Source organism: Kitasatospora sp. NPDC092948 (genome assembly GCF_044754805.1).
In the GTDB taxonomy this organism is placed as follows: domain Bacteria; phylum Actinomycetota; class Actinomycetes; order Streptomycetales; family Streptomycetaceae; genus Kitasatospora.
The window spans coordinates 286,905-310,674 of the sequence record NZ_JBIVPU010000006.1; the positions used below are offsets into that span (position 1 = coordinate 286,905).

Sequence of the window (23,770 nt, forward strand, 5' to 3'; positions counted from 1 at the left end):
CCCGCAGCCGTTCCCCCTCCCCCGCCCCCAGGCGCGAGAACGGGAAGGGGAATCTGTGCCGCCCCGCGGCCCGGAGGCCGCGGGGCGGTGCCGCGGGACCGGCTGTCAGGTCCGGTCCCGCGGCGCCGGCCCCTTCCGCTCCCGGACGCGAGAGCGGGAAGGGGGTCTGGGTCGCCCTGCTACGCGCCGGTCGTGGGGGTGACCGTGACGGTGTGGCCGGGGTCCGTCGCGGAGGTGGCGATCCGCAGGGTGAACGGGCCGCTCTCGGTCGTCCAGGCGTGCGCGTCGGTGTCCCAGTGCTGGAACGCGCGCGGGGCGATGTCGATGCGGGCCCGCACCTGCTCGCCCGCGTCCGCGCGCACGGCGGTGAAGCCGGCGAGCCAGGCGACGGGCCGCTCGACGGCCGAGTCCGGGCGGGACAGGTAGGCCTGGAGGACCTGCTTGCCGTGCCGGGCACCGGTGTTGGCGAGGTCGACCAGGACGGCGAGGCGGTCGCCGTCGGCGGCGACGGTGGGCTCGCCGATCCGCCAGGTGGTGTAGCCGAGGCCGGACCCGAAGGGCAGCGCCGGTTCGTGGCCGCCCTCGCGGGCGGCGGCGAGCCAGGCCCGGTAGCCGACGTGCAGGCCCTCGGTGTAGTCGAGCCGGCCGTTCTCCGGCTCGACGGCCCACACCGGCACGTCGTCCTCACTGGCCGGCCAGGTGGTGGGCAGTCGGCCGCCGGGCTCACGGGCGCCGGTGAGGACGTCGGCGAGGGCCGCGCCGAACTCCTGGCCGGGGAACCAGGACAGCACCACGGCGGCGGCCTCGTCGAGCCACGGCATCAGCACGGGGGAACCGGAGTTGACGATCACGACGGTGCGCGGGTTGGCCGCCAGGACCTGGCGGACCAGCTCGTCCTGGCCTTCGGGGAGAGCGAGGCCGGGCCGGTCGAATCCCTCGGACTCGATGGCCTCGGTGGTGCCGACGACCACGACGGCGACGTCACTGGCGGCGGCCAGCTCGACCGCCTGCCGGAGTTCCTCGGCGGGGTCGCCGAAGACGTCCCGCTGGCCGAGCTGGACCATGCCGAAGGGGAAGTCGCCCATCGGCGCCGGCGTCCAGGTCAGCCGCAGCTCGACCGCCCGACCGGCCGTCAGTTCGCGGGGGAACACCTGGACCGGCGGGTTGAGGAAGTCGGTGACGGTGTCGCCGCCGCCAGGGGCGAGCGCTTCGGTGCCGACGTGCTCGCCGTCGATCTCGAAGGTGAAGCCGCCGACGCCGGCGAAGCCGAGGTCGTACCGGCCGTCGCGGTCGACGGTGAGGCGCGTGGTGATCTCGATGTGGGCGGCCCGGAGCAGGCGCGGGTCGCCGAGCCAGGCGAGGCGGCCGGAGGGGAAGTTCTCCTCGCTGAACGTCGCGCCGTCCTGGTCGAGGAAGCGGACGTGGACGCCCTCGCCGCCGGTGACGGGGTCGGTGACGGTGGTCCGGGTGAAGAGCTGCAGTTCGTCGGTGGGGGGCAGGCCGGGCGCGTACCGGACGCTGTCGGCGCCGTAGGCGCTGCGCAGGCCCTCCAGCGGGGTGACCACGTGGCGCGGGAACACCGTGGCGGAGCCGCCGCCCTGGGCGCGGGCGCGCAGGGCGTGCTGGCCGACGACGGCGACGGTCAGGCCGTCGCGGGGCTCGACGGGGAGGATGCCGCTGTTGCGGGCGAGGACCATGCCGTCGGCGGCGGTCTCGCGCAGCAGTGCGGCGATCGCGGCGTCGTCCCAGCGTGCGACGGGGGTGACGGGGTCGCCGCTGTCGAGGGCGCCGACGCGGGAGGCGAGCAGCAGCAGACGGGCGACCTTGTCGTCGATCGCGGCCTCGGGGACGCGTCCGGCGCGGACGGCTTCGACGAGCGCCTCGCCCCAGGGGCCGGCGGGGCCGGGCATCACGAGGTCCTGGCCGGAGTTGGCGGACGGCTCGGTGTCGCGGACGGCCGTCCAGTCGGAGACGACGACGCCGTCGAAGCCCCACTCGTCCTTCAGCGGGTCGCGCAGCAGCGAATTCGCCGTCATGGTGGTGCCGTTGACGGAGTTGTAGGAGGACATCACCAGCCACGCGCCCTCGTCGACCATCCGCTCGAACGGGGCGAGGTACAGCTCCCGCAGGGTCCGTTCGTCGGCGCGCACGTCGACGGTGAAGCGGTCGGTCTCGGCGTCGTTGGCGACGTAGTGCTTGGCGGTGGTGGCGACGCCGTGCGCCTGGACGGCGCCGACGTACGCGGCGCCGAACTCGCCCGTCAGGTAGGGGTCTTCGCTGAACGCCTCGAAGTGGCGCCCGCCGCGCGGCGAGCGGTGCAGGTTGACGGTGGGGCCGAGCACCACGTCGACGTTCTTGGCGCGGGCCTCGGCGGCGATCAGCGCGCCGAGCCGGCGGACCTGCTCCAGGTCCCAGGTGGCGCTGACGCAGCTCGCCGAGGGCAGGCTCGCGGACGGGTCGCGGTCGTCCATCGCGGCACCGCGGACACCGGTCGGGCCGTCCGAGAACGCGATGGAGCGCAGGCCGACGGCGGGCTCCTCGTGCATCGACCAGACGGAGGCGCCGGTCAGCAGGCGGACCTTCTGCTCCAGGGTGAGGCGCTCCAGCAGCGCGGTGAGGTGCGAGGGAATGGCCATCACAGCGTCCTTTCGGGGAAGTTCGGGGTTCCGGGTTCGGGGTTCCGGGTTCGGGTCGGGCGGATCGGCGAGCGCCGCGGATCAGCGGACGCCGCGGATCGGCAGGACGGCGAGCGCGCCGAGGATCCCGACGACGCCGACCACCGGGTACAGCGCGGCGTAGCCGCCGAAGGCGTGCACGATGCCGGCGGCGGCGACCGGCGCGACGGTGTTGGGCAGGGTCGCGGCGAGGTTGAGGACGCCGAGGTCCTTGCCGAAGTCGTCCGGGTCGGGCAGCACGGAGCTCATCAGCGCCTGGTCGACCGAGGCGAACGCGCCGAATCCGGACGCGACCACCAGGTTGGAGAGCGCGAGGCCGAGGACGCTCGGCAGGGCGAGCGGCACGACGGCGCCGAGGGCGATGAGCAGTCCGGCGGCGAGTACGACGGGCTTGCGCCGGCCGAGCCGGTCGGACAGCGGCCCGGCGAGGGCCGTCGCGATCAGAATGCCGGGCAGCGAGACCAGCCCCAGCAGCGGGACGATCCGTTTCGCGTCGTCCATCGGCAGCCCGATGTAGTCCTGGGCCAGGTAGAGCTGGTAGGTGTTCAGCATCGAGTAGCCGCCGAACAGCAGCAGGCGGCCCGTGAAGCCCCAGAAGAAGTCGGGGTGCCGGACCGGGTTGACCCAGAACGCGGCGATGAACGCGCGCGGCGAGAACGGCCGGCGGGGCTCGGCGCGGTTGTCCCGGTCGGGCACGAAGGCGACGAACAGCACCATGACGAGGACCAGGATGCCGCTCAGGACGGCGTAGCCGAGCGGGATGCGGTCGGCGAACGCCGATCCGAGGACCGGTCCGACGATCGCCCCGAGAACGAGTCCGAGGCCGACACCGGTCGAGTACCGGCCGCGCAGCCGCTCCGGGACCCGGTCGGGCAGCAGTGCGGAGAACGGCCCCTGGAAGGCGTTGAAGCCGAACTGGACGAGCATCACGCAGACCGTCAGCACGGCGACGTTCGGGGCGAGCCCGCTGGTGGCGAGCGCCGCGCCGCCGAGCAGCGCGCTGCCCAGCATCCAGGGCCGGCGCGCGCCGTACCGGCTGCGGGTGCGGTCGGACAGGACGCCGACAACCGGCTGGGCCACCATCGCGGCCACGGCGGCCACCGCGTTGATGAGCGCGAGGTTGCCGGCCTTCGCGTCGGGGTCGAACTGCTCGACCTGGAGGGCGATGTAGTACGCGGAGGCGGCGTAGGCGATCGGGGCCGCCGAGGCGACGAACGGGGCGGTCCGGAACAGTCGCCGCAACTCCGGTGGCACGGAACGGTCCTGGCCCTGCGCCGGCTCGCCGTCGGTCGGTGCGGAGACGGCGTTCGCGGTCATCTCGCTCTCCGGTTCCGACCCGCGGTCACGTCAGGCCGCCGCGGCGGGCGCAGGCGCCGAGCCAGGCGAGGCTGGGCTTGGGGGTGCGGACGAAGGTCTCCCGGTCGACGGAGATCAGGCCGAAGGTGGGCGCCCAGCGACCCCATTCGTAGTTGTCGAGCGCCGACCAGTGCAGGTAGCCGCGCACGTCGATGCCGTCGGCGACGGCCGCTTCCAGGTGGCCGAGCGCCTCGGTGGTGTACGCGATGCGCCGGGTGTCGTCGTCGGTGGCGATGCCGTTCTCGGTGACCAGCAGCGGGATGCCGCCGGCCTCGTCCCAGGCGCGGCGCAGCGCGGTGCCCAGGGCGTCGGGGCGGTAGGCCCAGCCGGTCAGGGTGTTGTCGGGGTGGGCGGGGTGCGGCACGGGGCCGTCGGCGTCTACCGGCTGGCTGGTGTAGGCCTGCACGCCGACGAAGTCGTCGCCGCGGGCGGCGTCGAGGTAGAAGCCTTCCCAGGTGCGGTGGACGCGGGCGAAGACGTCCTCGTTGCCGGGGGTGGAGGTGAACGCCTGCTGGGCGACCGTCCAGCCGGCCTTGGCGTTCGTGGTGGCGCGCACCGTCTCGACGGCGCGGCGGTGCACCCGCGCGAGGGTCTCGCCGAGCGCCTGGTCGGGGCTGACCCGGCCCAGCGCGGCGGCCAGCTTCGCCTTCTGCTCCGGGTCGTCCATCGCGCCCATCAGCGACAGGACGGTGTCCTGGACGCTCGCGAACACGGCGAGCATGTTGGGTTCGTTGATGGTGCAGACCCATTCGACGTCGTGCAGGGCCGGGGCGACGAACTCGATGTAGCGGGCGAAGCGGTCGGCGGCGTCGGGGCGCTTCCAGCCGCCGGTCTCGGCGAACCAGCGCGGCAGGGTGAAGTGGTGGAGTGTCACCACCGGCTTCAGGCCGAGCTCGTGGGCGGTGTCGACCATGCGCCGGTAGTGGTCGCGTGCGGCGAGCGAGAAGTGCCCGTCGGCCGGTTCGATCCGGGCCCATTCGAACCCGAAGCGGTAGGCGTTCAGGCCCGCGGCGGCGAGCAGGCCCATGTCCTCGGCGTAGCGGTGGTAGCTGTCGAGGGCGTCGCCGCTGCGGTCCGGGAGCGGGGAGTCGGGGGCGTTCTCCAGCGCCCACCAGTCCGCGTTCACGTTGTTGCCCTCGACCTGGTGGGGGGAGGTGGAGGCGCCCCACAGGAAGTCTTCGCGCAAGCCGGCCATGTCGCTCCTTCGTTCGGGCCCGGCCGTGCTCGTTCGCGCTCGTTCGCGCTCGCTCGCGGTCGTTCGCGCTCGTTCGCGCTCGTCCGGGCCGGTGAGCGAAAAGCTACCACGCTGGTGGTAGCTTTTGGGAAGACCCAGAACAGCCGCGATACTGGGGCGATGGCGATCAAGCGGGGCAGCTACCGAACCGGACGAGAGCGCGTCGAGCGGATCCTCGACGCCTCCCACGAGCTCTTCATCAGCACCGGGTACCGGGCCACCTCCCTGCGCGACATCGCGGCCGCCTCCGGGATCTCCCACCCCTCGCTGCTGCGCCACTTCTCGTCCAAGGCGGAGATCCTCACCGCGCTCGTCGACCGGCTCGACCGCGCCCGCTACGGCTGGCCCGCGGTCGACCCGGCACGCCTCGACCAACTCCCCACCGCCGCCGAGGCCGCCCGCCGCAACGAGGCCACGCCGGGCTGGATCCCGCTGTTCACCGCGCTCCTCGGCGAGGCGACCAGCCCCGAACACCCCGGCCACGAACTCATGCGCAGGCGCCTGGCCGTCGGTACCCGGGTCGCCGTACGGGCCCTCGGCCTGCTGGGCGGCGACCCGCGCTCGACGGCACTCGCGGTCCGCCGCCTCGGCGCGGCCTGGGACGGCCTCCAGGTCCTCTCGCTGTACTTCCCCGGCCGGATCGACATCCCGGCCCGCCTCGCCGAGTACGAGCACGACCTGCGGACGAACGGCATCCCGCCCGCGCCGTCACCTTCCGCCCCCCTCCACGCCCCTGACGTACCGTCGGATCCTTCGCCGCGCGCCCGCGCCGTCGAAGCCGCCGCCCGGCTCTACGCGCGCCGCGGCTACTACGGGACGTCCATGCAGGCGGTCGCCGACCAGGCCGGCCTGACCAAGGCCGCCCTGGTCCACGTCGCCCCCACCAAGCAGGCCCTGCTCGACCTGGTCGTCACCGAGTTGACCGCACCCGCGCCGAACGACGACGACCCCGCCGAACGACTGCTCGCCCTGCGCAGCCGCCCCCGCTGGCAGGACGCCGCCGAGGTCGTCCTCATGTGCGAGGCCACCGTCCCGTCCCACCCGGCCCACCCCCGGATGGCCGCCCGACTGGACCGCAACATCACCGCCACCGCCCACGAGCTGGCAGCCAACGGCCAGTTGACGCCGGACGCCGCCACCACCACCGCCCAGTGGCTCGTCGCCCTCGCCCTCGGCGCCGTGATCGCCCATCTCTACGACCCGGACGACGTCGACCTCGAAGCCGTCATCACCGGCGCCCGCCCACCCCGCCCCCTCACTCCCTGACCTCCCCCGGTCAGCCGGTGCTCTGCACCGGCAGCGCCGCCACGACCGGATGGTCGTGTCCGATCAGGCCGAGCTTGGCGCTGCCGCCCGGCGAGCCGATCTCGGTGGAGAACTCGGCGTTGGCGGTGGTGAATTGCTGCCACTCCTCCGGGACGTCGTCCTCGTAGTAGATCGCCTCGACGGGACACGCCGGCTCGCACGCACCGCAGTCGATGCACTCGTCGGCGTGGATGTAGAGCATCCGCGGGCCCTCGTAGATGCAGTCGATCGGGCACTCGTCGAGGCATGCCTTGTCCTTGACGTCCACACAGGGCAGGGCGATGACGAAGGTCATGCGGCCGCCCTCCTTTCCGGGTCTCTCCGTTGGTCTGCCGCTCCGGCGCTGCCGACCGTAGGACCTCAAGTAATGTTGAGGTCAAACAGGAGGGCGGACGGCCATGACGGGCGATCGACACGGCGGCGCCGGCGCCGCCCCGGACGACTGGCTGAGCATCGGCGAGGTCAGCACCCGGACCGGGGCCGCCGTGTCCGCGCTGCGGTTCTACGAGGAACTCGGCCTGATCGCCTCCGATCGCGACGCCCGCAACCAGCGCCGCTACCCGCGCCACATGCTGCGCCGGGTCGCACTGATCTCGGTGGCGAAGCGCATCGGCATCCCCCTCCAGGACCTCCGCGACGCCTTCGCCGACGTCCCGCTCGACCGCCCACCCAGCCACCACGAGTGGCAGCGCGCCTCGCGCGGCTGGATGCGCCGGCTGGAGGAGCGCCGCCAGACCATCGAACGCCTCGAGGCCGAACTCACCGGCTGCATCGGCTGCGGCTGCCTCTCGATGAAGGCCTGCGCCCTGCTCAACCCGGGCGACGCCCTCGCCGAGGACGGTGTCGGACCTCGCCGACTGTGAGAGCGCCCCGGTCCCGTCCCGGAACAATTGACGACACCTCACATTCCCGCGATAAAGCGTTATTTGAATTCCGGGGCGAACGGCTACCATCTGCTGGCATGACCAACACCTCTCCTCGCCCGGGCGCGCCCGACAAGCCCACTCTCGACGGCCTTGAGGCCAAGTGGGCCCCCATCTGGGACGAGCAGGGTGTCCATGTATTCGACCGTTCCGCGCCGCGTGAGCAGGTGTATTCGATTGATACGCCGCCGCCCACGGTGAGCGGGTCGCTGCACGTCGGGCACGTGTTCAGCTACACGCAGACGGACGCCGTCGCGCGGTTCCAGCGCATGCGGGGCAAGCAGGTCTTCTATCCGATGGGGTGGGACGACAACGGGCTGCCCACCGAGCGGCGGGTGCAGAACTACTTCGGGGTGCGGTGCGAGCCGTCGCTGCCCTACGAACCGGACTTCACGCCGCCGGAGAATCCGGTCAAGCAGCAGATCCCGGTCTCCCGGCGGAACTTCATCGAATTGTGCGAGCGCCTGACGGTCGAGGACGAAAAGGTCTTCGAACGCCTGTGGCGCCGGCTGGGGCTTTCGGTGGACTGGGGGCACACCTACCAGACGATCGGCGGCAATGCCCGGGCGGTGTCGCAGCGGATGTTCCTGCGCAATCTCGAACGCGGCGAGGCGTACCGCGCGGAGGCGCCGACGCTGTGGGACGTCACGTTCCGGACGGCCGTCGCGCAGGCCGAGTTGGAGGACCGGGAGCGGCCGAGCGCGTACCACCACCTGCTGTTCCGCGGTGCGTCCGAGCAGTCGCTGGAGATCGCGACGACCCGGCCCGAGCTGCTCCCGGCGTGCGTGGCCGTCGTCGCGCACCCGGAGGACGAGCGGTACCGGGAGCTGTTCGGCACCTCGGTGACCACGCCGGTCTTCGGCGTCGACGTCCCGCTGCTCGCGCACCGCCTCGCGGACCCGGAGAAGGGCACCGGCCTGGTGATGGTGTGCACCTTCGGCGACACCACCGACGTGGTGTGGTGGCGCGAGCTCGATCTGGCCACCCGCAGCGTCCTCGGCCGCGACGGCCGCTTCCTGCCGGACGCCCCGGCCGGCCTGGACAGTGACCGCGCCACCGCGGCGTACGCCCGACTGGCCGGCGCGACGCCGCACACCGCGCGCGAACGGATCCTCGAACTGCTGGGCGCCGAAGGCGCGTTGGTCGGCGGGCCGCGGCACTTCAACCACATGGTGAAGTTCTACGAGAAGGGCGACAAGCCCCTGGAGATCGTCACCAGCCGGCAGTGGTACCTGCGCAACGGCGGCCGGGACGCCGAGCTGCGCGAGCGGCTGCTGGCCCGCGGCCGCGAGCTGGCCTGGCACCCGGCGCACATGCGGGGCCGCTACCAGGCGTGGGTGGAGGGCCTGGCCGGCGACTGGCTGATCAGCCGTCAGCGGTACTTCGGCGTGCCGGTTCCGCTCTGGTACCGGTGCGACGCGGCGGGCAACGCGACGGACGAGCTGATCCTGCCGGCGGAGGACACGCTGCCGGTCGACCCGACCAGCGACGCCCCGCCCGGGTTCAGCGCCGACCGGCGCGACGCCCCGGGCGGCTTCACCGGCGACCCGGACGTCATGGACACCTGGGCGACCTCGTCCCTGACCCCGCAGATCGCCGGCGGCTGGAGCTTCGACGACGACCTCTTCGAGCGGGTCTTCCCGATGGACCTGCGCCCGCAGGCGCACGAGATCATCCGCACCTGGCTGTTCTCCACCGTGGTCCGCGCCGAGCTGGAACACGACGAACTGCCGTGGCGCAACGCCGCGATCAGCGGCTGGATCCTCGACCCGGACCGCAAGAAGATGTCCAAGTCCAAGGGCAACGTGGTCACCCCGCTGGACCTGCTCGACCAGCACGGCTCCGACGCGGTGCGGTACTGGGCGGTGTCGGCCCGGCCCGGCACCGACACCGCGTTCGAGGTCGCGCAGATGAAGATCGGACGCCGCCTGGCGATCAAGATCCTCAACGTGACGAAGTTCGTCCTCGGGCTCAGCACCGGCGCCGTGTCGCGGACCGCGATCGCCGAGCCGCTCGACCGGGCCCTGCTCGCCCGGCTCGCCCAGGTCACCGACGAGGCGACGGCACTGCTGGAGGGGTACGACTACGCCCGCGCGCTGGAGGTCACCGAACGGTGCTTCTGGGTGTTCTGCGACGACTACGTCGAGCTGGTGAAGAACCGGGCCTACGGGGACGGCGACGACCCGGCCGCGGCCTCGGCCCGGGCCACCCTCGCGCACGCCCTGTCGGTGCTGCTGCGGCTGCTCGCGCCGTACCTGCCGTTCGCGACGGAGGAGGCGTGGAGCTGGTGGCAGGACGGCTCGGTGCACCGCGCCCCGTGGCCGGCCGAGGCGCCCGCGTCCGCGAGGCCCGCGGGCGGCGCCGCCACTGTCGCCGATGCCGCCCTGCTGGACGTCGCGGGCGACGCGATCACGGCGATCCGCAGGGCGAAGAGCAGCGCGCAGCTGTCGATGCGGGCGGAGGTCGCCACGGTGACCGCGCGCGGCCCGGCCGAGCTGCTGGCCGCCCTGCGGCAGGTCGCGCCGGACGTGCGCTCCGCGGGCCGGGTCGGCGAGCTGACCCTCGAAGCGTCCCCGTCCGCCGGGCCGGCCTCCGCCGGAACCGCCGAGATCGCGTACGAAATCGTCCTGTAGCACCGGCAGATCAACGGCGGTGGCAGCTCCCGACGGAGCGGCCACCGCCGTTCTCCGGTGCCCCGCCCTGCGCCAACTCGCCGGGCACGACGCAGATTTACCCGGATCGGGTGAGCCCGCCCGAGACACGCCGGACACGCCGACGACGCCCTGCCAGGATCGGGGCGCACCAGCAACCTCACCCCGACGCAGCGCGCCACCCGGCACCCGCTGCCGCCCGGCGCGCCCGCACACAGCTGCCGCTGCCGCCCAGCCGTCGACCCAGGGAGCAACGTGACCGAGACCGCCCGCCCGACCCCGGCCCAACCGGCCGACCCGCACCCCGACGACCACCCCGAGAACCACCCCGACGACCACCCCGAGGACGCCCAACAGGCCGAGCACGAAGAGGAGTTCCGTATCCGCTTCCCCGGCGGAGACACCCGCCTCACCGCCGGCCGGTCCATCTCCACCAGCACCATGCTGCGCCGCCTGCCGCAGCTGATCCGCCGCGCCCTGCACCTCGCCTGGATCGCCGACCGGCGCTCCACCGTGCTGCTCCTGCTCGCCCAGGCGGCGAGCGGCGTGTTCGGGGCGCTCGCCCTGTACGCCACCACCGGCACCCTCGCGGCACTGCTGCGCCCGGGCCCGGTCGCCGGCCATCTCCGGGACGCCGCACCGTCGTTGGCGGTCCTGACCGCCTCGGCGGCGCTGCGGGCGGTCCTGGGCATCACCGTGCTGACGCTGTCGGGGAAGGTCGCGCCGCGGATCAACCGGGAGGCCGACATGGCGCTGATCGAGGCCGGCTGCTCGGCCGAACTCGCCGCCTACGACGAACCCCAGTACGGGGAGCGCTGGGAGGCCGCGGACCGGGGCGCGTCCACCACTCCGGACCTGCTGACCTCCGCCCAGGACGTGATCGCCTCCACCGTCTCGCTCCTCGCCGCCACCGGCGTGCTCGCCACCCTGCACCCGCTGCTCGTCCCGTTCCTGCTGCTCGGCTCGGTGCCCACCGGCATCGCCGCCCTGCGCACCGCCCGCATCCACTACCTGGCCGCCATCACCACCGGCGACGAGCGCCAGGCGCTGCGGATCTACCGCTGGTACCTGATCGACAAGGGGCGCGCCGACCAGGTCCGCTCCGACCAGGTGCTGCCGTTCATGCTGGACAAGTACCGCAAGGCCGAGGCCCGGGTCGTCGCCGTCACCGACCGCGCCGGGCGCGAGGCGGCGCGGGTCTCGCTGGTCGCCGCGCTCGGCACCGGCGCCGGGTCGGCGCTGATGTGGGGCGCACTGCTCTACCTGGTCTCCTCCGGCCGGATCGGCCTGGCGGCGGCCGGCTCCGCGACGTTCGCGCTGCGCACGGCCGCCGGCGGCGTGCAGGGCATGGTCGGCAACGGCGCCCGGCTGTACCGGATGGGGCTCTACCTGGACGACTACTTCACCTTCCTGGACGAGGCCGGCGGGCACCGGATCGCCCGCGGCAGCATCGTCCCCGGCCCGCCGAGGACGATCGAGGTCACCGGCCTGACGTACACCTACCCGGGCGAGCAGCAGGAGCCGGCGCTGCGCGGCATCGACCTGACGCTCACCCAGGGCGAGGTGGTGGCGGTGATCGGGCAGAACGGCTCCGGCAAGTCGACGTTCCTCAAGCTGCTCTCCGGTCTGTATCTGCCGCAGCCCGGCGGCGGGCAGATCCGTTGGGACGGCGTCCCGATCGGCGACCTGGATGCCGATGCGCTGTTCCGTCAAGTCGCCCGGGTACCGCAGGAGTTCGCCCGCTGGCCGCTCCAGGCGGCGGAGAACGTGCACCTCGGCCAGCACGACGGCGACGACCCGGCCCCGGCGGTCGCCGCGGCCGCGTCGCTGACCGGCTTCGACGAGACCGTCGCCCGGCTGCGCTCCGGCTGGCGGACCCTGCTGGCGCAGGGCTGGCAGGGCGGTGCGGAGCTGTCCGGCGGCGGCTGGCAGCGCGGCGCGGTCTCCCGGGCGTTCTTCCGCACCGCCCGCCGCCCGGGCCTGCTGATCCTCGACGAGCCGACCTCCGACCTCGACCCGCGGGCCGAGCACCGCATCCTGCACTCGCTGCGCGCCCTCGCCCCAGGCCGGATCACCCTGCTGGTCACCCACAACCTCGCCAACGCCCGCCTCGCCGACCGCGTCGTGGTGGTCGATCAGGGCCGCATCGTGCAGACCGGCACCTGGGACGAACTCGCCCACCACGAGGGCCTGTTCCGTGAACTCCTCGCCCTCCAGGCCGACCGCACCGTCCCCGCCCAGCGCCGGAGCCCCACCGGATGACACCGATGGCGGGGTGACGCCTGCTCACCGAATGACACCGGGTGATGCCTGCTCGCCGAGCGGGTGAATGGTTGTCAGGGTGACTGAGTGTCCGGTGTGTTGACTTCTGTCCCGATTGGCCGGGTCCTAGCCTGCCACGGGAGGTTGTCACACAATGATTATCGAACCGTCACACTCAGTCACCCTTTCCGCGTCGTTCCGAGGACGGTGGTCCGGCCTGCATCGCCGGTTAAGCGCCGCTGCCGTCGGCGGCGCGGTGCTGGCGGGGTCGCTGATGTGGGCGGCTGCTCCCGCTTCCGCGGCGGTGGTGGACATCCGCACGGTGTGCACGGCGTCGACCACCTCGGGCACGACGATCACGCTGACCGGCGACTGCGCCACCACGGACAACCTCACCATCCCGGACGGGTTCACCCTGAACGGCGCCGGTCACACCATCACCGCGACCGACCCCTCCCTGGCCGCCCCACTGGCGGACGCGGTGCTGGGCAACGCCGTCGGCGCCACCACGATGAACATCGAGAACCTGACCATCCAGGGCAACTACCTGCCCCGGGACCCCGACGACTCCCGGACCAACGCGGCGTTCTTCGGGATCAGGTTCCTGTCCGCGTCGGGGTCGGTGTCGAACGTGACGGTCACCGGCATCACCCGGCACCAGACCTACAACTTCGGCGTGGGAATCCTGGTGGACGCCACCAGCGGCGCCGCGCAGACCGTGACGGTCACCGGCGCCCAGGTGTCGAACTTCCAGAAGAACGGGCTGGTCGCCAACGGCAACGCGACCATGAACGTCACCGGCTCCACGCTCGGCCCGCCGGACATGACGATCCCGCTGCCGCCGCCGCCGATCACCGGCAACATCGCGCAGAACTCGGTGCAGTACTTCAACTCCAGTGGCACGTTCGCCAACAACAGCGTGGTGACGTACACGGCCAACAACTCGGTGAGCAGTTCCACCGGGATGCTGGTGTTCACCGCGAACAACGTGACGATCGACCACAACACGATCTCCGGCCCGAACGGCGCGGACGTCGGGATCAACGTCACCGGCGGCACGAACATCGTCATCTCCTACAACAACATCACCCGTTCGCCCATCCAGCCGCCCCTGAACGACTTCTGGGGATACGGCATCGCGGGCTACTCCGGCGCCGACGCCAGCACCACGCTGATCTGCAACACCTTCGCCGGGTGGAACCAGAACCTGTTCGGCGGCCTGACCCAGCCGCCGTGCATCATCACCCCGTCGCTGAACAACGGGACCGTCGGCGTCCCCTACTCGGACGTGGTCCAGGCGGTCACCCAGAACCCGAACCCGGAATTCACCTGGAGCGTGGTGTCCGGCGACTTCCCGCCGGGGCTGACGCTGAACCCGGACGGGACGATCACCGGCACGCCCACCGCTGCGGGCACCTACACCTTCACCGTCCAGGTCTCGGACCCGGTCGACGGCATCTCCACCCGCGAGTACACCATCGTCATCAGCCCGGCGGCTGCGGGGATTTCGCTCACCAAGACCGCGACCGCCACGGACGCGGGCGGGCAGCCGATCACCGAACTCACCGCGGCCGGTGACGTGGTCACCTACACCTTCGAGGTGCACAACACCGGCAACGTGCCGCTGACCGCGCTGGCGATCAACGAATCCGGCTTCTCCGGCACCGGAACGGTCGGCCCGATCACCTGCGCCCCGACCCCGCTGGGCGGCACCCTCGACGCGGGGGCCGCCACCCAGTGCACCGCCGCCTACACGGTCACCGCGGCCGACATCGCCGCCGGCGGGTCGCTGCGCAACACGGCCACCGCCTCCGGGGTGACGCCCGACGGGGCCACGCTCGGCTCCGAACCCGCCAGCGTCGCCGTGCCGATCGGCGCACCCGCCCCGACCCCAACTCCCACCCCCAAGCCCACCCGACCGCCGCACCACCGCCCCGAGGGCCCGAAGGTCGACACCGGCGGCTCGCTGGCCGACCCGGGCGCCGCGCCGGTGTCGTGGCCGGTCGCCGCCGGGACAGCCGTGCTGGCCACCGCCGGACTGGCCGCCGCCGCCCTGCTGCGCAGAAGGCGCCGCCCCTGAGCCGTCCCCTCGGCGTATTCGGCCCGCCGGTCCTTCGGGGCCGGCGGGCACTCCTGTCCGACGGGCGGGACGCACCGTACGTGCGGGACACGCCATACGTCCCAAAAGCGCCGTACATGCGACAGCACCGTACGTGTGAGAAGGAGAGGCGAATCCCATGGCCGTGGACCGCCGCCGCGCCGGCGCCTCCGCCCCCGGTCGGTCGCGGTGGGCCGGGTGGCCGATGCTGCTGCTGACGTGCGCCGGGCTGCTGGACCGGTCCGCCCTCGGTCACCGCGAGCCGGCCGCGCCCCCGGCGAAGGTGGCGGGCGTGGACATGCACGGCCGGCCCGTCCGGCTCGACCCGGGCGCGGGCCTGCCGCCCGAGCAGAAGCAGGAACAGGACGCGAAGCCGGACGGCGCGGGCCGGTTCGTCGTCCCCTCGGTCGGGTTGGACGTCCCCCTGGGCACGATGAACGAGGTCGCCGACTCGGTGGTCCCGCCCGGCTTCACCTCCGCCTACCGCATCGACAACCTGGGCACCCCGACCGCCCCCGCCTCCGGCACCGTCTACGTCGCCATGCACTCCCTCCGCTGGGGCGCGACCGGCCCCGGCAACTACCTGTTCGCCCTGGACACCGGCACTTCCAAGGTCACCCCGGGCGCCGCCATCGACGTCGGGGGCACCCGCTACGTCGTCGACGCCGCCACCACCGTCCCGAAGGACGACCTCCCGGACACGCCGGAGATCTGGGACGACGTCCCCGGCCGCCTGGTGGTCCTGACCTGTCTGGAGAAGCCCGACAACTCCCCCTCCGTCGACAACTTCGTCATCACCGCCCACCTCGACCCGGCCGGCGACGGCGCACCTTGACGCCCCGCCCCGTGGGCCGTCAGCGCCGGCCGTCCCACAGCAGCCGTTCCGGCCGGGCCGGGTCGTGGTGGACGGCCGGTGCGGTGGCGTTCAGGGTCATGACGGTGCGGCCGGGGAGGTAGGGCGGCCAGGGCGGCAACTGGTCGCAGGGCGGCAACCGGTCGGTGGTGGGGCGGCCGTGGCGGGCGAAGGAAGTCCAGGCGGCGCGTATCCGGTCGGAGAGCAGCGGGTGGGCGGACACGTCCGTCAGCGGGTCGGCGGGGTTGCCGAAGACGGGGCCGATCTCGGCCATGTGGCAGGCGCCGAGGGCGCCGTCCAGGGCCGCGGCGGGCTGGGTGAACTCGTAGAACCAGGTGTCCGCGCCGTGGGCGGCGCGGGCCTCGGCGATGCGGATCGCGGGCAGCCGGTAGCCGTGGTCGGACATCACCGCCGAGAACAGGTCGGCGGCGGTCGCCTGCGGGCGGGCTTCGGCGTAGGCGGCCCTGGCCGTCGCCGGGTCCAGTCCGAGGGCGGCGAGGAAGCCGTGCAGGAAGCCGTCGCCGATGCGGTCGGCCATGCCGAGCGGCACCAGGAAGAGGCGGAACTCGTCGGCGGTGACGCCGGTGAGCAGGTCCACCTGCCGGCCCGCGCCGGCGGCCATCGCGTCGACGGGCCGTTCGGGCAGCGTCTGCGTCCCGAACACCGGCAGCACGGTCGTGCCGCCGCCCGCGGACTCGCCCCACTGGCCCGGATCGGCACTGCCGGCTATCTCCTGCGCGAGCCGCCCGTTGGCCGCGGCCAACTCCTGCGGCGGGACGGCCGCGAGGCCTTCGACGGTGCACCGGACGCCGGCGAGCGCGGCCAGCCGTTCGGTGATGCGCCGCCCGGTCTCGGGCGGGTGCGCGTGGTGGCCGGCCCCGCTCTGTGTGACGGCCCGCCGGAACAGGCCTTCGGCGCGGGGCATGGTCATCAGCGCGGTGATGCCGATCGCCCCGGCCGACTGGCCGAACACCGTCACGTTGTCGGGGTCGCCGCCGAACCCGGCGATGTTGTCGCGCACCCACTCCAGCGCGGCGATCTGGTCCAGCAGCCCGAGGTTGGCCGTCCCGTCGGGCAGCAGCAGGAAGCCCTCCGCCCCGAGCCGGTAGTTCAGCGTCACGCAGACCACGCCGTCCCCGGCGAGCACGGACCCGTCGTACGTCGGCAGCGACCCGGCCCCGTTGCGGAACGCGCCGCCGTGGATCCAGACCATGACCGGCAGCTTCCCTCCGGGCGCCGGCGAGGGCGTCCAGACGTTGAGGTTGAGGCAGTCCTCGCCCAGCCGGTCCGGCTCCACCATCAGCCCTGCCATCGCCGGGTGGTAGCCGGCCTGCGGCGCTCCCGGGCCGTGGACGAGCGCGTCCCGCACCCCGCTCCACGGCTCGGGCGCCTGCGGCGGGCGCATCCGGTTCGCACCGAACGGCGGCGCCGCGTAAGGGATGCCGAGGAAGGCGGCGACGCCGTCGCGGAGCCGGCCGCGGACCTGGCCGTGACGGGTGCGGGTGGTGACGTGGTTCATCGGGGCGTACCGGTTTCGCTCGAAATGTGCGGATCGACTGGAGCTTCCACTCCCGACCGGCACGTCCGCAACCGATTTCCCGCCCGGTTGACGCTCCGTCAGGCCGCGCTCAGCGAGAAGTAGTTCTCCTCCTCCTGGGCGAAGTGCAGTTGCAGCACCGAGTGCAGGCCGTAGAGGCAGGCCCGCAGGTCGTCCTGTTGTTCGGGGGCGAGGGCGCCGGCGGCGTCGGCGTGGGCGAGGTGGGTGGTGATGCGGTGGGCGAGGCGGTGGATCTCGGTGTGGGCGCGGCTCATGGTGGCGGTGGTCTCGGGGCCGCCGAGGGCGTCGGCGAGGGCGGGGTAGAGCTCGTGCTCCTCGGCGTCCTCGTGCGGGAGGAGTCGGGTGGTGAGCAGGTGGTCGACCCGCCGGACGGCGGCGAGCGCGTCCGCCGAGTTCGAGGCGGTGAGGCGGTCGGCGGCCTCCCGGACGGCTTCCAGGACGTCCCGCAGGTCGTCGTGTTCGGCGGCGAAGCGGTGGACGAGTTCCTCGGTGTCGGCGTCGATCTCGGGTCCGACGCCGGGGCCGGGGCGCAGCGCGCGCAGGGCGTTGAGGATGACGGCGACGTCGATGAGCTGCTGGAGCAGGGCGCCGACGGCGGGCGGCAGGAAGCCGAACGCGGCGAGGACCATGGCGGCGAAGGAGAGCGCCATGCCGCCGAGGGCGGACTGGACGGCGATCCGGCGGGCCCGGGTGGCGATCTGGGCGGCGTCGGCGAGGCGGTCGACCCGGTCGGTGGTGAGGACGATGTCGGCGGCTTCGGAGGAGGCGCTGGCGCCGCGCGCGCCCATGGCGACGCCGACGTCGGCGGCGGCGAGCGCGGGGGCGTCGTTGACGCCGTCGCCGACCATGACGGTGACGGCGCGTTCGCGTTCGGCGCGGACGGCGGCGACCTTGTCGGCAGGCGTCTGGCGGGCGCGGACGTCGTCGAGGCCGACGACGGCGGCGATTTCGCGGGCGGGTTCGGGGCGGTCGCCGGTGATCATGAGCAGTCGGGTGACGCCGGCTTCGCGCAGGCGGCGGACGGTGCGCGGGGCATCGTGCCGGACGGGGTCGCGGAGCAGGACGGCGCCGATCGGGCGGTCGTCGACGGCGACCCAGGCGATCGCGGCGCCGTCGAGCACGGCGCGGTTGTCGGCGGCGCGGGCCCAGGCGGGCAGGTCGGCGGTGTCGCGTTGGCCGACGGTGGCGGTGCTGCCGTCGGCGAGGGTGGCGGCGGCGCCGCGGCCGGGCTGTTCGGTGACGTCGGTGACGGGGGGCAGGGTGAGGCCGCGTTCGGCCGCGGCGGCGGTGATGGCCTCGGCGAGGACGTGCGGGGAGTACTGGTCGACGGCGGCGGCGAGGGCGAGGACGTCGGCGGGGGTGTGGCCGGGGGCGGTGGCGATGTCGAAGGCGCGGGGGCGTCCGGTGGTGAGGGTGCCGGTCTTGTCGAGGCAGACGGTGCGGGCCCGGCCGAGGGTCTCCAGGGCGGCGCCGTCGCGGACCACGACGCCCTTGCGGGCGGCGCGGGAGATGCCGGAGACCACGGCGACGGGTGCGGCGAGCAGCAGCGGGCAGGGGGTGGCGACGACCAGGACGGCGACGGCGCGGATGGCGTCGCCGGTGAGCAGCCAGGCGAGGCCGGCGGCGCCGAGGGCGACGGGCAGGAACCAGGCGGCGTAGCGGTCGGCGAGGCGGATGACGGGGGCGCGTTCGGCGCCGGCCTGCTGGGTGAGGCGGACGATCTCGGCGTAGGTGCTGTGTTCCTCGGTGGCGGTGGCGCGCAGGTCGAAGGCGCTGCCGGCGTTGACGGCGCCGCTCCGGACGGGGTCGCCGACCTCGCGGGTGACCTGGGCGGATTCGCCGGTGAGCACGGATTCGTCGAGGACGGCGCGGTGGCCGGTGACGCGGCCGTCGACGGGGACGGTCTCGCCGGGGCCGACGACCAGCCGGTCGCCGATCCGGATGTCGGCGAGCGGGACGGTCTCGGTGGCGCCGCCGGTGCGGCGGCGGGCGGTGCGGGGGGCGTGCCGGAGCAGGGCGCGCAGGTCGCGGGTGGCGCGGCGTTCGGCGGCGGCGTCGAGCCAGCGTCCGCTGGAGAGCATCAGGGCGATCAGTGCGCCGGCCAGGTATTCGCCGGTGGCGAGGGTGCCGGCCAGGGCGAGGACGGCGATCAGGTCGACGCCGGCCCGGCCGCGTCGCAGGGCCTGGGCGACCCACATCAGGGCGGGGGCGATGGCGGCGGCGGTGGCGACGATCCAGCACCGGTCGGCGAAGCCGTGGGCGCCGGCGGCCCAGGCGATCAGGCCGGCGAGGGTGGCGACGGTGACCGCGCCGAGCAGGACGGGTTCGATGCCGCCGCCGCTGAGCAGCCGGCGGGCGCCTCCCTGTTCGCCGGGTGCGGTGTGCGGTGCCATGGGTGTCTCCTCCGCTCGGCCTGCGGCTGTCCTTATCCAGTGCACCTCTCCGGGCGCGGTCCGGCCAGGGCCGTCGGTCCCGGCGGGAGGGCCACAGGATCCCTGGTTCCCCCGGTGCGGGCTGCGGGCGGGGTAGGTTCGGGGCTGTTGGTGTTCCCGTCCGGTGTCCGGGGTGCCCGGGGCCGGCGTACAGAGGGCAGGTGGGGCAAATGGAGTCGCTGTTCGAGCTTCCGATCCGGACGCTGGCGGGCGAGCCGTCGTCGCTGGCGGAGCACCGGGGCAAGGTGCTGCTGCTGGTGAACGTGGCGTCGAAGTGCGGGTTGACGCCGCAGTACTCGGGTCTGGAGCGGTTGCAGCAGACGTACGGGGAGCGCGGATTCACGGTGCTCGGGTTCCCGTGCAACCAGTTCGCGGGGCAGGAGCCGGGGTCGGCGGAGGAGATCCAGGAGTTCTGCTCGACCACGTACGGGGTGTCGTTCCCGCTGTTCGAGAAGGTCGACGTGAACGGGGCCGACCGGCATCCGGTCTATGCGCGGCTGACGGAGGTGGCGGACGCCGAGGGCGAGGCCGGGGACATCCAGTGGAACTTCGAGAAGTTCCTGGTCGGCGTGGACGGTGAGGTGGTCGGTCGGTTCCGGCCGCGGACCGAGCCGGAGTCGGCGGAGCTGGTGGCCGCGATCGAGGCGCAGCTGCGCGGCTGACGGCCCGCGGGGTCGAGCGGGCCCGGATTGTCCGGTGCCGCCTGCGGGCGGCCGAACTGTACAGGTAACCTGCGCAGTGAAACTGGACAGTCCGGGCCCGTCCGGCTGCCCCCGCAACGACCGTCACGACGAAAGGCACGCCTGTGTCCGTCACCGCGCTCGACCCCACCACGGCCCTGGTGGTCATCGACCTCCAGCAGGCCATCCTCGCCGCGCCCGGCACCCCGCACCCGATGGGCGAGGTGCTGGAGCGCAACGTCCGCCTCGCCGAGGCGTTCCGCGCCGCGCACCTGCCGGTGGTGCTGGTGCGGGTCTCCTTCGCGCCCGACGGCGCGGACCTGGTGCCCGGCCGCACCGAGCACCCGCGTCCCGCCCCGGCCCGGCCCGAGGGCTGGGACACGCCGGCGCCGGAGCTCCACGACCCGTCGTCCGACGTGGTGGTGACCAAGCACAACTGGGGCGCGTTCCACGGCACCGACCTGGACGTGCAGCTGCGCCGGCGCGGGGTGACGCAGATCGTGCTGACGGGCGTCGCGACCAGCATCGGCGTGGAGTCCACCGCCCGCGCCGCGTTCGAGCACGGCTACCACGTGACGCTGGCGGTCGACGCGATGACCGACCTGGACCCGGAGGCGCACCGCAACAGCGTGCAGCGGATCTTCCCGCGCCTCGGCGAGACCGGCACCACCGAGGAGATCCTCGACCTGCTGGCGAAGACCCGCTGAGACGCGCCGGAACCCGCCCGACGGACGGTCGGGCGGGTTCCTCGGCGGGATCGACCGGGCCGGCCCCGCGCTCAAGCCCGGCGCTCGGGCCGCGCGCTCAAGCCCCGCGCTCAAGCCGTGCGCTCAGCCCTCGCGCTCAACCCCCGCGCTCAAGCCGTGCGCTCAGCCCTCGCGCTCAAGCCGTGCGCTCAGCCCTCGCGCTCAACCCCCGCGCTCAAGCCGTGCGCTCAGGCCTCGCCGGGGTGCCAGGCCGGCCACTCCCACGGGCGGTCGTCCCAGCGCACCCGGGTCGGGTCGTGCGGGTCGAGGTCGGGGAAGTGCTGCTTCACCTCCGGTTCGAACTCCTCGGGGGCGAGCGGTTTCCATCCCGCGTCCTTGAAGTGGACGAGGCGGTAGCGGCTGTCGGTGCGGAACTCCGCGACCCGTACCAGGGGCTCGCCGACCGTCCCGCTGCTGGTGGTGTTGCTGCTGGTCGTCATGTCGCCAGCTTCGACCGCGCCGCCGCGCCGCGCACGCTCGCACCGCCGGTGCCGCCGCAGCTGTCACCGTTCGGCCCCGGCCGCGCCGGTCGCGTCACGGCTCCACCGCGGTCCGGCACGACCTGCCGCGGACGCCGCCCGGTCCCGTACGGTGGAGGGTCAGTCGGAGGGTTCGTCGGGAGGACCGCGTGGGCAAGGGCAAGGCGTCGAAGGGTACGGCGGCCACCCGGGTACGGGGGCTGGACGGCCTGGCGGTGACGCGTTCCGCATGGGGCCTGTACCGGGAGACCCGCCGCCCGGGCGCACCCGGGCTGGGCGCCCGGGTGTCGGCGCTGCCGCGCCTGCTGCGGGACGTACTGCTGCGCCGCTACCCGGGCGTGGGCCCGGGCAAGCTGCTGCTGCTGACATTCGTGGTCGCGGTGTACCTGCTCAGCCCGATCGACGCGATCCCGGACTTCATCCCGGTGCTCGGCTGGAGCGACGACACCGGCCTGCTGCTGTGGTTCCTGGTCGGCCTGACCCGCGAGTCCGGCCGGTACCTGGAGTGGGCGCGGCCCGCCGCACTGCCGACCGACGGCTGAGCGCCCGCCGCCCACTGAATAGGCTCGACGGGCTTCCTACAGCGACTTGACGAGCTTCTCGAACCGCAGGTCGGGGCGGAGCGGGACGCCGAACCGCTCGTCGCCGTACGGGAACGGCTCGAACACGCCGGTGCGGGTGTAGCCGCGCCGCTCGTACCAGGCGATCAGCTCGGCGCGCTGTTCGATGACGGTCATCTCCATCGCGGTGACACCCCAGGCGGCCCGGGCCCACTCCTCGGCACGGGCCATCACCTGCCGGCCGAGGCCGCCGCCCTGTGCGGTCGGGGAGACCGAGAACATGCCGAAGTAGCCGGTGGCGCCCCGCCGTTCGATGTGGCAGCAGGCCAGCAGACGGCCGTCCAGCTCGGCCAGCAGCACCACCGACTCGGCCCGCTCCAGCAGTTCGGCCACGCCGGCCTCGTCGGTGCGCTGCCCTTCGAGCAGGTCCGCCTCGGTGGTCCAGCCGGCCCGGCTGGCGTCGCCGCGGTACGCCGACTCGACCAGGGCGACCACGGCCGGCACGTCCTGCGGCTGCGCTGCCCGGAAGGCCGGCCCGGCGACGGTGTCGCGGTCGGCGTCGATGCTGCGGGAGGTGGTCGGCTCGGCGGTCATCCGGTGCTCTCCTTCGGGCCGGGCGGCCACGACGGAAGGGCCGGACCGCGGCGGTGCGGGTGCTCGAACGGCCATGGTGCCACAGCGCCCGGCCGGGCCCGACGGCCGTCCGCCGCCCGGGACGCGCCCGCGGTCAGCCACCCGGACGTCGCTCGCAGTCAGCGCGTCACGGCGGGCGCGGTCAGCGCGTCACGGCGCCCGCGGTCAGCCCGTCACGCCGCCCGCGGTCAGCGCGTCGCGGCGGGCGGTTCCGGCGCGGGGACGGGCTGCTCGGGCGGGCCGGGGTAGGGCATGATCTGGCGGAGCAGTCCGCGCGGGTGGCCGCGGCGGCGCCACTCGCGGGGGTAGCCGAGCGAGACCTCTTCGAAGCGGATGCCCTCGTACCAGGTGGTGCGCGGGATGTGCAGGTGGCCGTAGACGACGGCGGCGACGTTGAAGCGGCGGTGCCAGTCGGCGGTGAGTTCGGTGCCACACCACTGCGCGAAGTCGGGGTAGTGCAGTACGTCGGTGGGGCGGCGGTCCAGCGGCCAGTGGCTGACCAGGACCAGCGGCAGCTCCGGATCGTGTGCGGAAAGCGCTTTCTCGGTGGCCGCGACGCGCTCCCGGCACCATTCGTCGACACCCGTGTACGGCGCGGGGCTGAGCCGGTACTCGTCGGTGCAGACCACGCCGTTCTCCCGGGCCCGCGCCAGCGACTCCTCCTTGGTGCGCACGCCGGGCACCCGGAAGCTGTAGTCGTAGAGCGTGAACACGGGGGCGATCGCGCAGGGCCCGCCGGGGCCGGACCAGACGGGGTACGGGTCCTCGGGGGTGACGACGCCGACCTCCCGGCAGCCCTCGACCAGGAGGCGGTAGCGCTCGGGCGCATCGATCTCGACCGGATCGTGGGTGGTGGTCCACAGCTCGTGGTTGCCGGGCGTCCAGACGACCTTGGCGAAGCGCTCGGCGAGCAGGCCGAGCGTCTCCACGACGGTGTCGACCTGTTCGGCGACGTCACCGGCGACAATCAGCCAGTCGTCCGGGCCGGTCGGCCGCAGCGCGTCCAGGACGGGCCGGTTCTCGGCGACGCCTACGTGGAGGTCGCTGACCGCGAGCAGGCGTCCGTCGGCCACCGCTCCCCCAGTTCCGTGTCGACCGGCGCGCCGGTCCGCTTCCGCCGACGCACCGGTGCGGGTCCGTCGGCGCATCCCGGCAGTGGGACACGCGTTGACACGCTACCTCCGGACGGTCGACAGCGCCAGCAAGTGGCGCATTCTGTCGCAGCGTCAACATCCGGTGGAACCACAGATGTTCCGTAGTCGCACCTATGTCTGTTCGCTCTACATACCTACCGACGATGTGTGGATTCAACACTCTGTTGACTG

The 23,770-nt window shown here is 73.5% G+C and carries 17 protein-coding genes and 1 pseudogene; 9 read left to right on the top strand and 9 right to left on the bottom strand.

The genetic code is table 11. The features are described 5' to 3' along the window. Positions 1–179 precede the first annotated feature (179 nt). The 3 genes from ACIQF6_RS20660 to ACIQF6_RS20670 form a co-directional block, all read right to left on the bottom strand. Positions 180–2,636 (bottom strand): glycoside hydrolase family 3 protein, encoded by a 2,457-nt coding sequence (locus ACIQF6_RS20660; protein ID WP_400896963.1) that lies wholly within the window; start codon positions 2,634–2,636, stop codon positions 180–182. An 81-nt stretch (positions 2,637–2,717) separates the two neighbouring features. Beyond that, entirely contained in the window at positions 2,718–3,992 is a 1,275-nt protein-coding gene (locus ACIQF6_RS20665) for an MFS transporter (RefSeq protein ID WP_400896965.1), read from the bottom strand. A 25-nt stretch (positions 3,993–4,017) separates the two neighbouring features. Continuing rightward, positions 4,018–5,226 carry a glycoside hydrolase family 1 protein gene (locus tag ACIQF6_RS20670; RefSeq protein ID WP_400896967.1) on the bottom strand — a complete coding sequence of 403 codons (1,209 nt, stop codon included), beginning with the start codon at positions 5,224–5,226 and terminating at the stop codon, positions 4,018–4,020. 159 nt (positions 5,227–5,385) lie between these two features. Here ACIQF6_RS20670 and ACIQF6_RS20675 point away from each other — a divergent pair, with 159 nt between their 5' ends. Then, on the top strand, positions 5,386–6,531 hold the full coding sequence (locus ACIQF6_RS20675; protein WP_400896969.1) for a TetR/AcrR family transcriptional regulator: 1,146 nt from the start codon (positions 5,386–5,388) through the stop codon (positions 6,529–6,531). Positions 6,532–6,541: 10 nt separating this feature from the next. Here ACIQF6_RS20675 and fdxA read toward each other — a convergent pair whose 3' ends face one another. After that, complete coding sequence (gene fdxA / locus ACIQF6_RS20680; RefSeq protein ID WP_400896971.1) at positions 6,542–6,865, bottom strand: ferredoxin; 324 nt, start codon at positions 6,863–6,865, stop codon at positions 6,542–6,544. 103 nt (positions 6,866–6,968) lie between these two features. Between fdxA and soxR the strand changes: the two genes are divergently transcribed. The 5 genes from soxR to ACIQF6_RS20705 all read left to right on the top strand — a co-directional run bounded on the left by soxR (position 6,969) and on the right by ACIQF6_RS20705 (position 15,339). Continuing rightward, positions 6,969–7,433, top strand: coding sequence for a redox-sensitive transcriptional activator SoxR (soxR, locus tag ACIQF6_RS20685; RefSeq protein WP_400896973.1), 465 nt, complete (start codon positions 6,969–6,971; stop codon positions 7,431–7,433). A 98-nt stretch (positions 7,434–7,531) separates the two neighbouring features. Next, complete coding sequence (valS, locus tag ACIQF6_RS20690) at positions 7,532–10,126, top strand: valine--tRNA ligase (RefSeq protein WP_400896975.1); 2,595 nt, start codon at positions 7,532–7,534, stop codon at positions 10,124–10,126. 273 nt (positions 10,127–10,399) lie between these two features. Beyond that, a complete protein-coding gene (locus tag ACIQF6_RS20695) occupies positions 10,400–12,406 on the top strand; it encodes an ATP-binding cassette domain-containing protein (protein ID WP_400896977.1) in 2,007 nt (668 codons plus the stop codon). A 274-nt stretch (positions 12,407–12,680) separates the two neighbouring features. Further along, the gene (locus ACIQF6_RS20700; protein WP_400896979.1) at positions 12,681–14,486 is read left to right on the top strand and encodes a putative Ig domain-containing protein; all 1,806 of its coding nucleotides are present in this window, start codon (positions 12,681–12,683) and stop codon (positions 14,484–14,486) included. A gap of 157 nt (positions 14,487–14,643) precedes the next feature. Beyond that, complete coding sequence (locus ACIQF6_RS20705) at positions 14,644–15,339, top strand: class F sortase (protein WP_400896981.1); 696 nt, start codon at positions 14,644–14,646, stop codon at positions 15,337–15,339. Positions 15,340–15,358: 19 nt separating this feature from the next. Here the strand turns inward: ACIQF6_RS20705 and ACIQF6_RS20710 are convergent, their stop codons facing one another. Both ACIQF6_RS20710 and ACIQF6_RS20715 read right to left on the bottom strand, forming a co-directional pair. Next, positions 15,359–16,876, bottom strand: a complete 1,518-nt coding sequence (locus ACIQF6_RS20710; protein ID WP_400896983.1) for a carboxylesterase/lipase family protein — start codon at positions 16,874–16,876, stop codon at positions 15,359–15,361. 98 nt (positions 16,877–16,974) lie between these two features. After that, positions 16,975–19,308 carry a heavy metal translocating P-type ATPase gene (locus tag ACIQF6_RS20715; protein ID WP_400896985.1) on the bottom strand — a complete coding sequence of 778 codons (2,334 nt, stop codon included), beginning with the start codon at positions 19,306–19,308 and terminating at the stop codon, positions 16,975–16,977. A gap of 209 nt (positions 19,309–19,517) precedes the next feature. On the opposite strand from ACIQF6_RS20715, the gene ACIQF6_RS20720 reads away from it, so the two are divergent. Continuing rightward, on the top strand, positions 19,518–20,009 hold the full coding sequence (locus ACIQF6_RS20720) for a glutathione peroxidase (protein ID WP_400896987.1): 492 nt from the start codon (positions 19,518–19,520) through the stop codon (positions 20,007–20,009). Between the two features lie 143 nt (positions 20,010–20,152). Continuing rightward, positions 20,153–20,734 carry a hydrolase gene (locus ACIQF6_RS20725; protein ID WP_400896989.1) on the top strand — a complete coding sequence of 194 codons (582 nt, stop codon included), beginning with the start codon at positions 20,153–20,155 and terminating at the stop codon, positions 20,732–20,734. A 227-nt stretch (positions 20,735–20,961) separates the two neighbouring features. On the opposite strand, the gene ACIQF6_RS20730 is transcribed toward ACIQF6_RS20725, so the two are convergent. Next, a complete protein-coding gene (locus ACIQF6_RS20730; protein ID WP_400896991.1) occupies positions 20,962–21,213 on the bottom strand; it encodes a hypothetical protein in 252 nt (83 codons plus the stop codon). Between the two features lie 398 nt (positions 21,214–21,611). Here ACIQF6_RS20730 and ACIQF6_RS20735 point away from each other — a divergent pair. Continuing rightward, positions 21,612–21,710, top strand: a pseudogene (locus ACIQF6_RS20735) (YkvA family protein); the annotation flags it as partial. A 120-nt stretch (positions 21,711–21,830) separates the two neighbouring features. Here the strand turns inward: ACIQF6_RS20735 and ACIQF6_RS20740 are convergent. Both ACIQF6_RS20740 and ACIQF6_RS20745 read right to left on the bottom strand, forming a co-directional pair. Then, positions 21,831–22,406: a GNAT family N-acetyltransferase gene (locus ACIQF6_RS20740; protein WP_400896993.1), complete on the bottom strand. Its 576-nt coding sequence runs from the start codon at positions 22,404–22,406 to the stop codon at positions 21,831–21,833. A gap of 227 nt (positions 22,407–22,633) precedes the next feature. Beyond that, complete coding sequence (locus ACIQF6_RS20745; protein ID WP_400896995.1) at positions 22,634–23,518, bottom strand: metallophosphoesterase family protein; 885 nt, start codon at positions 23,516–23,518, stop codon at positions 22,634–22,636. Positions 23,519–23,770 lie beyond the last annotated feature (252 nt).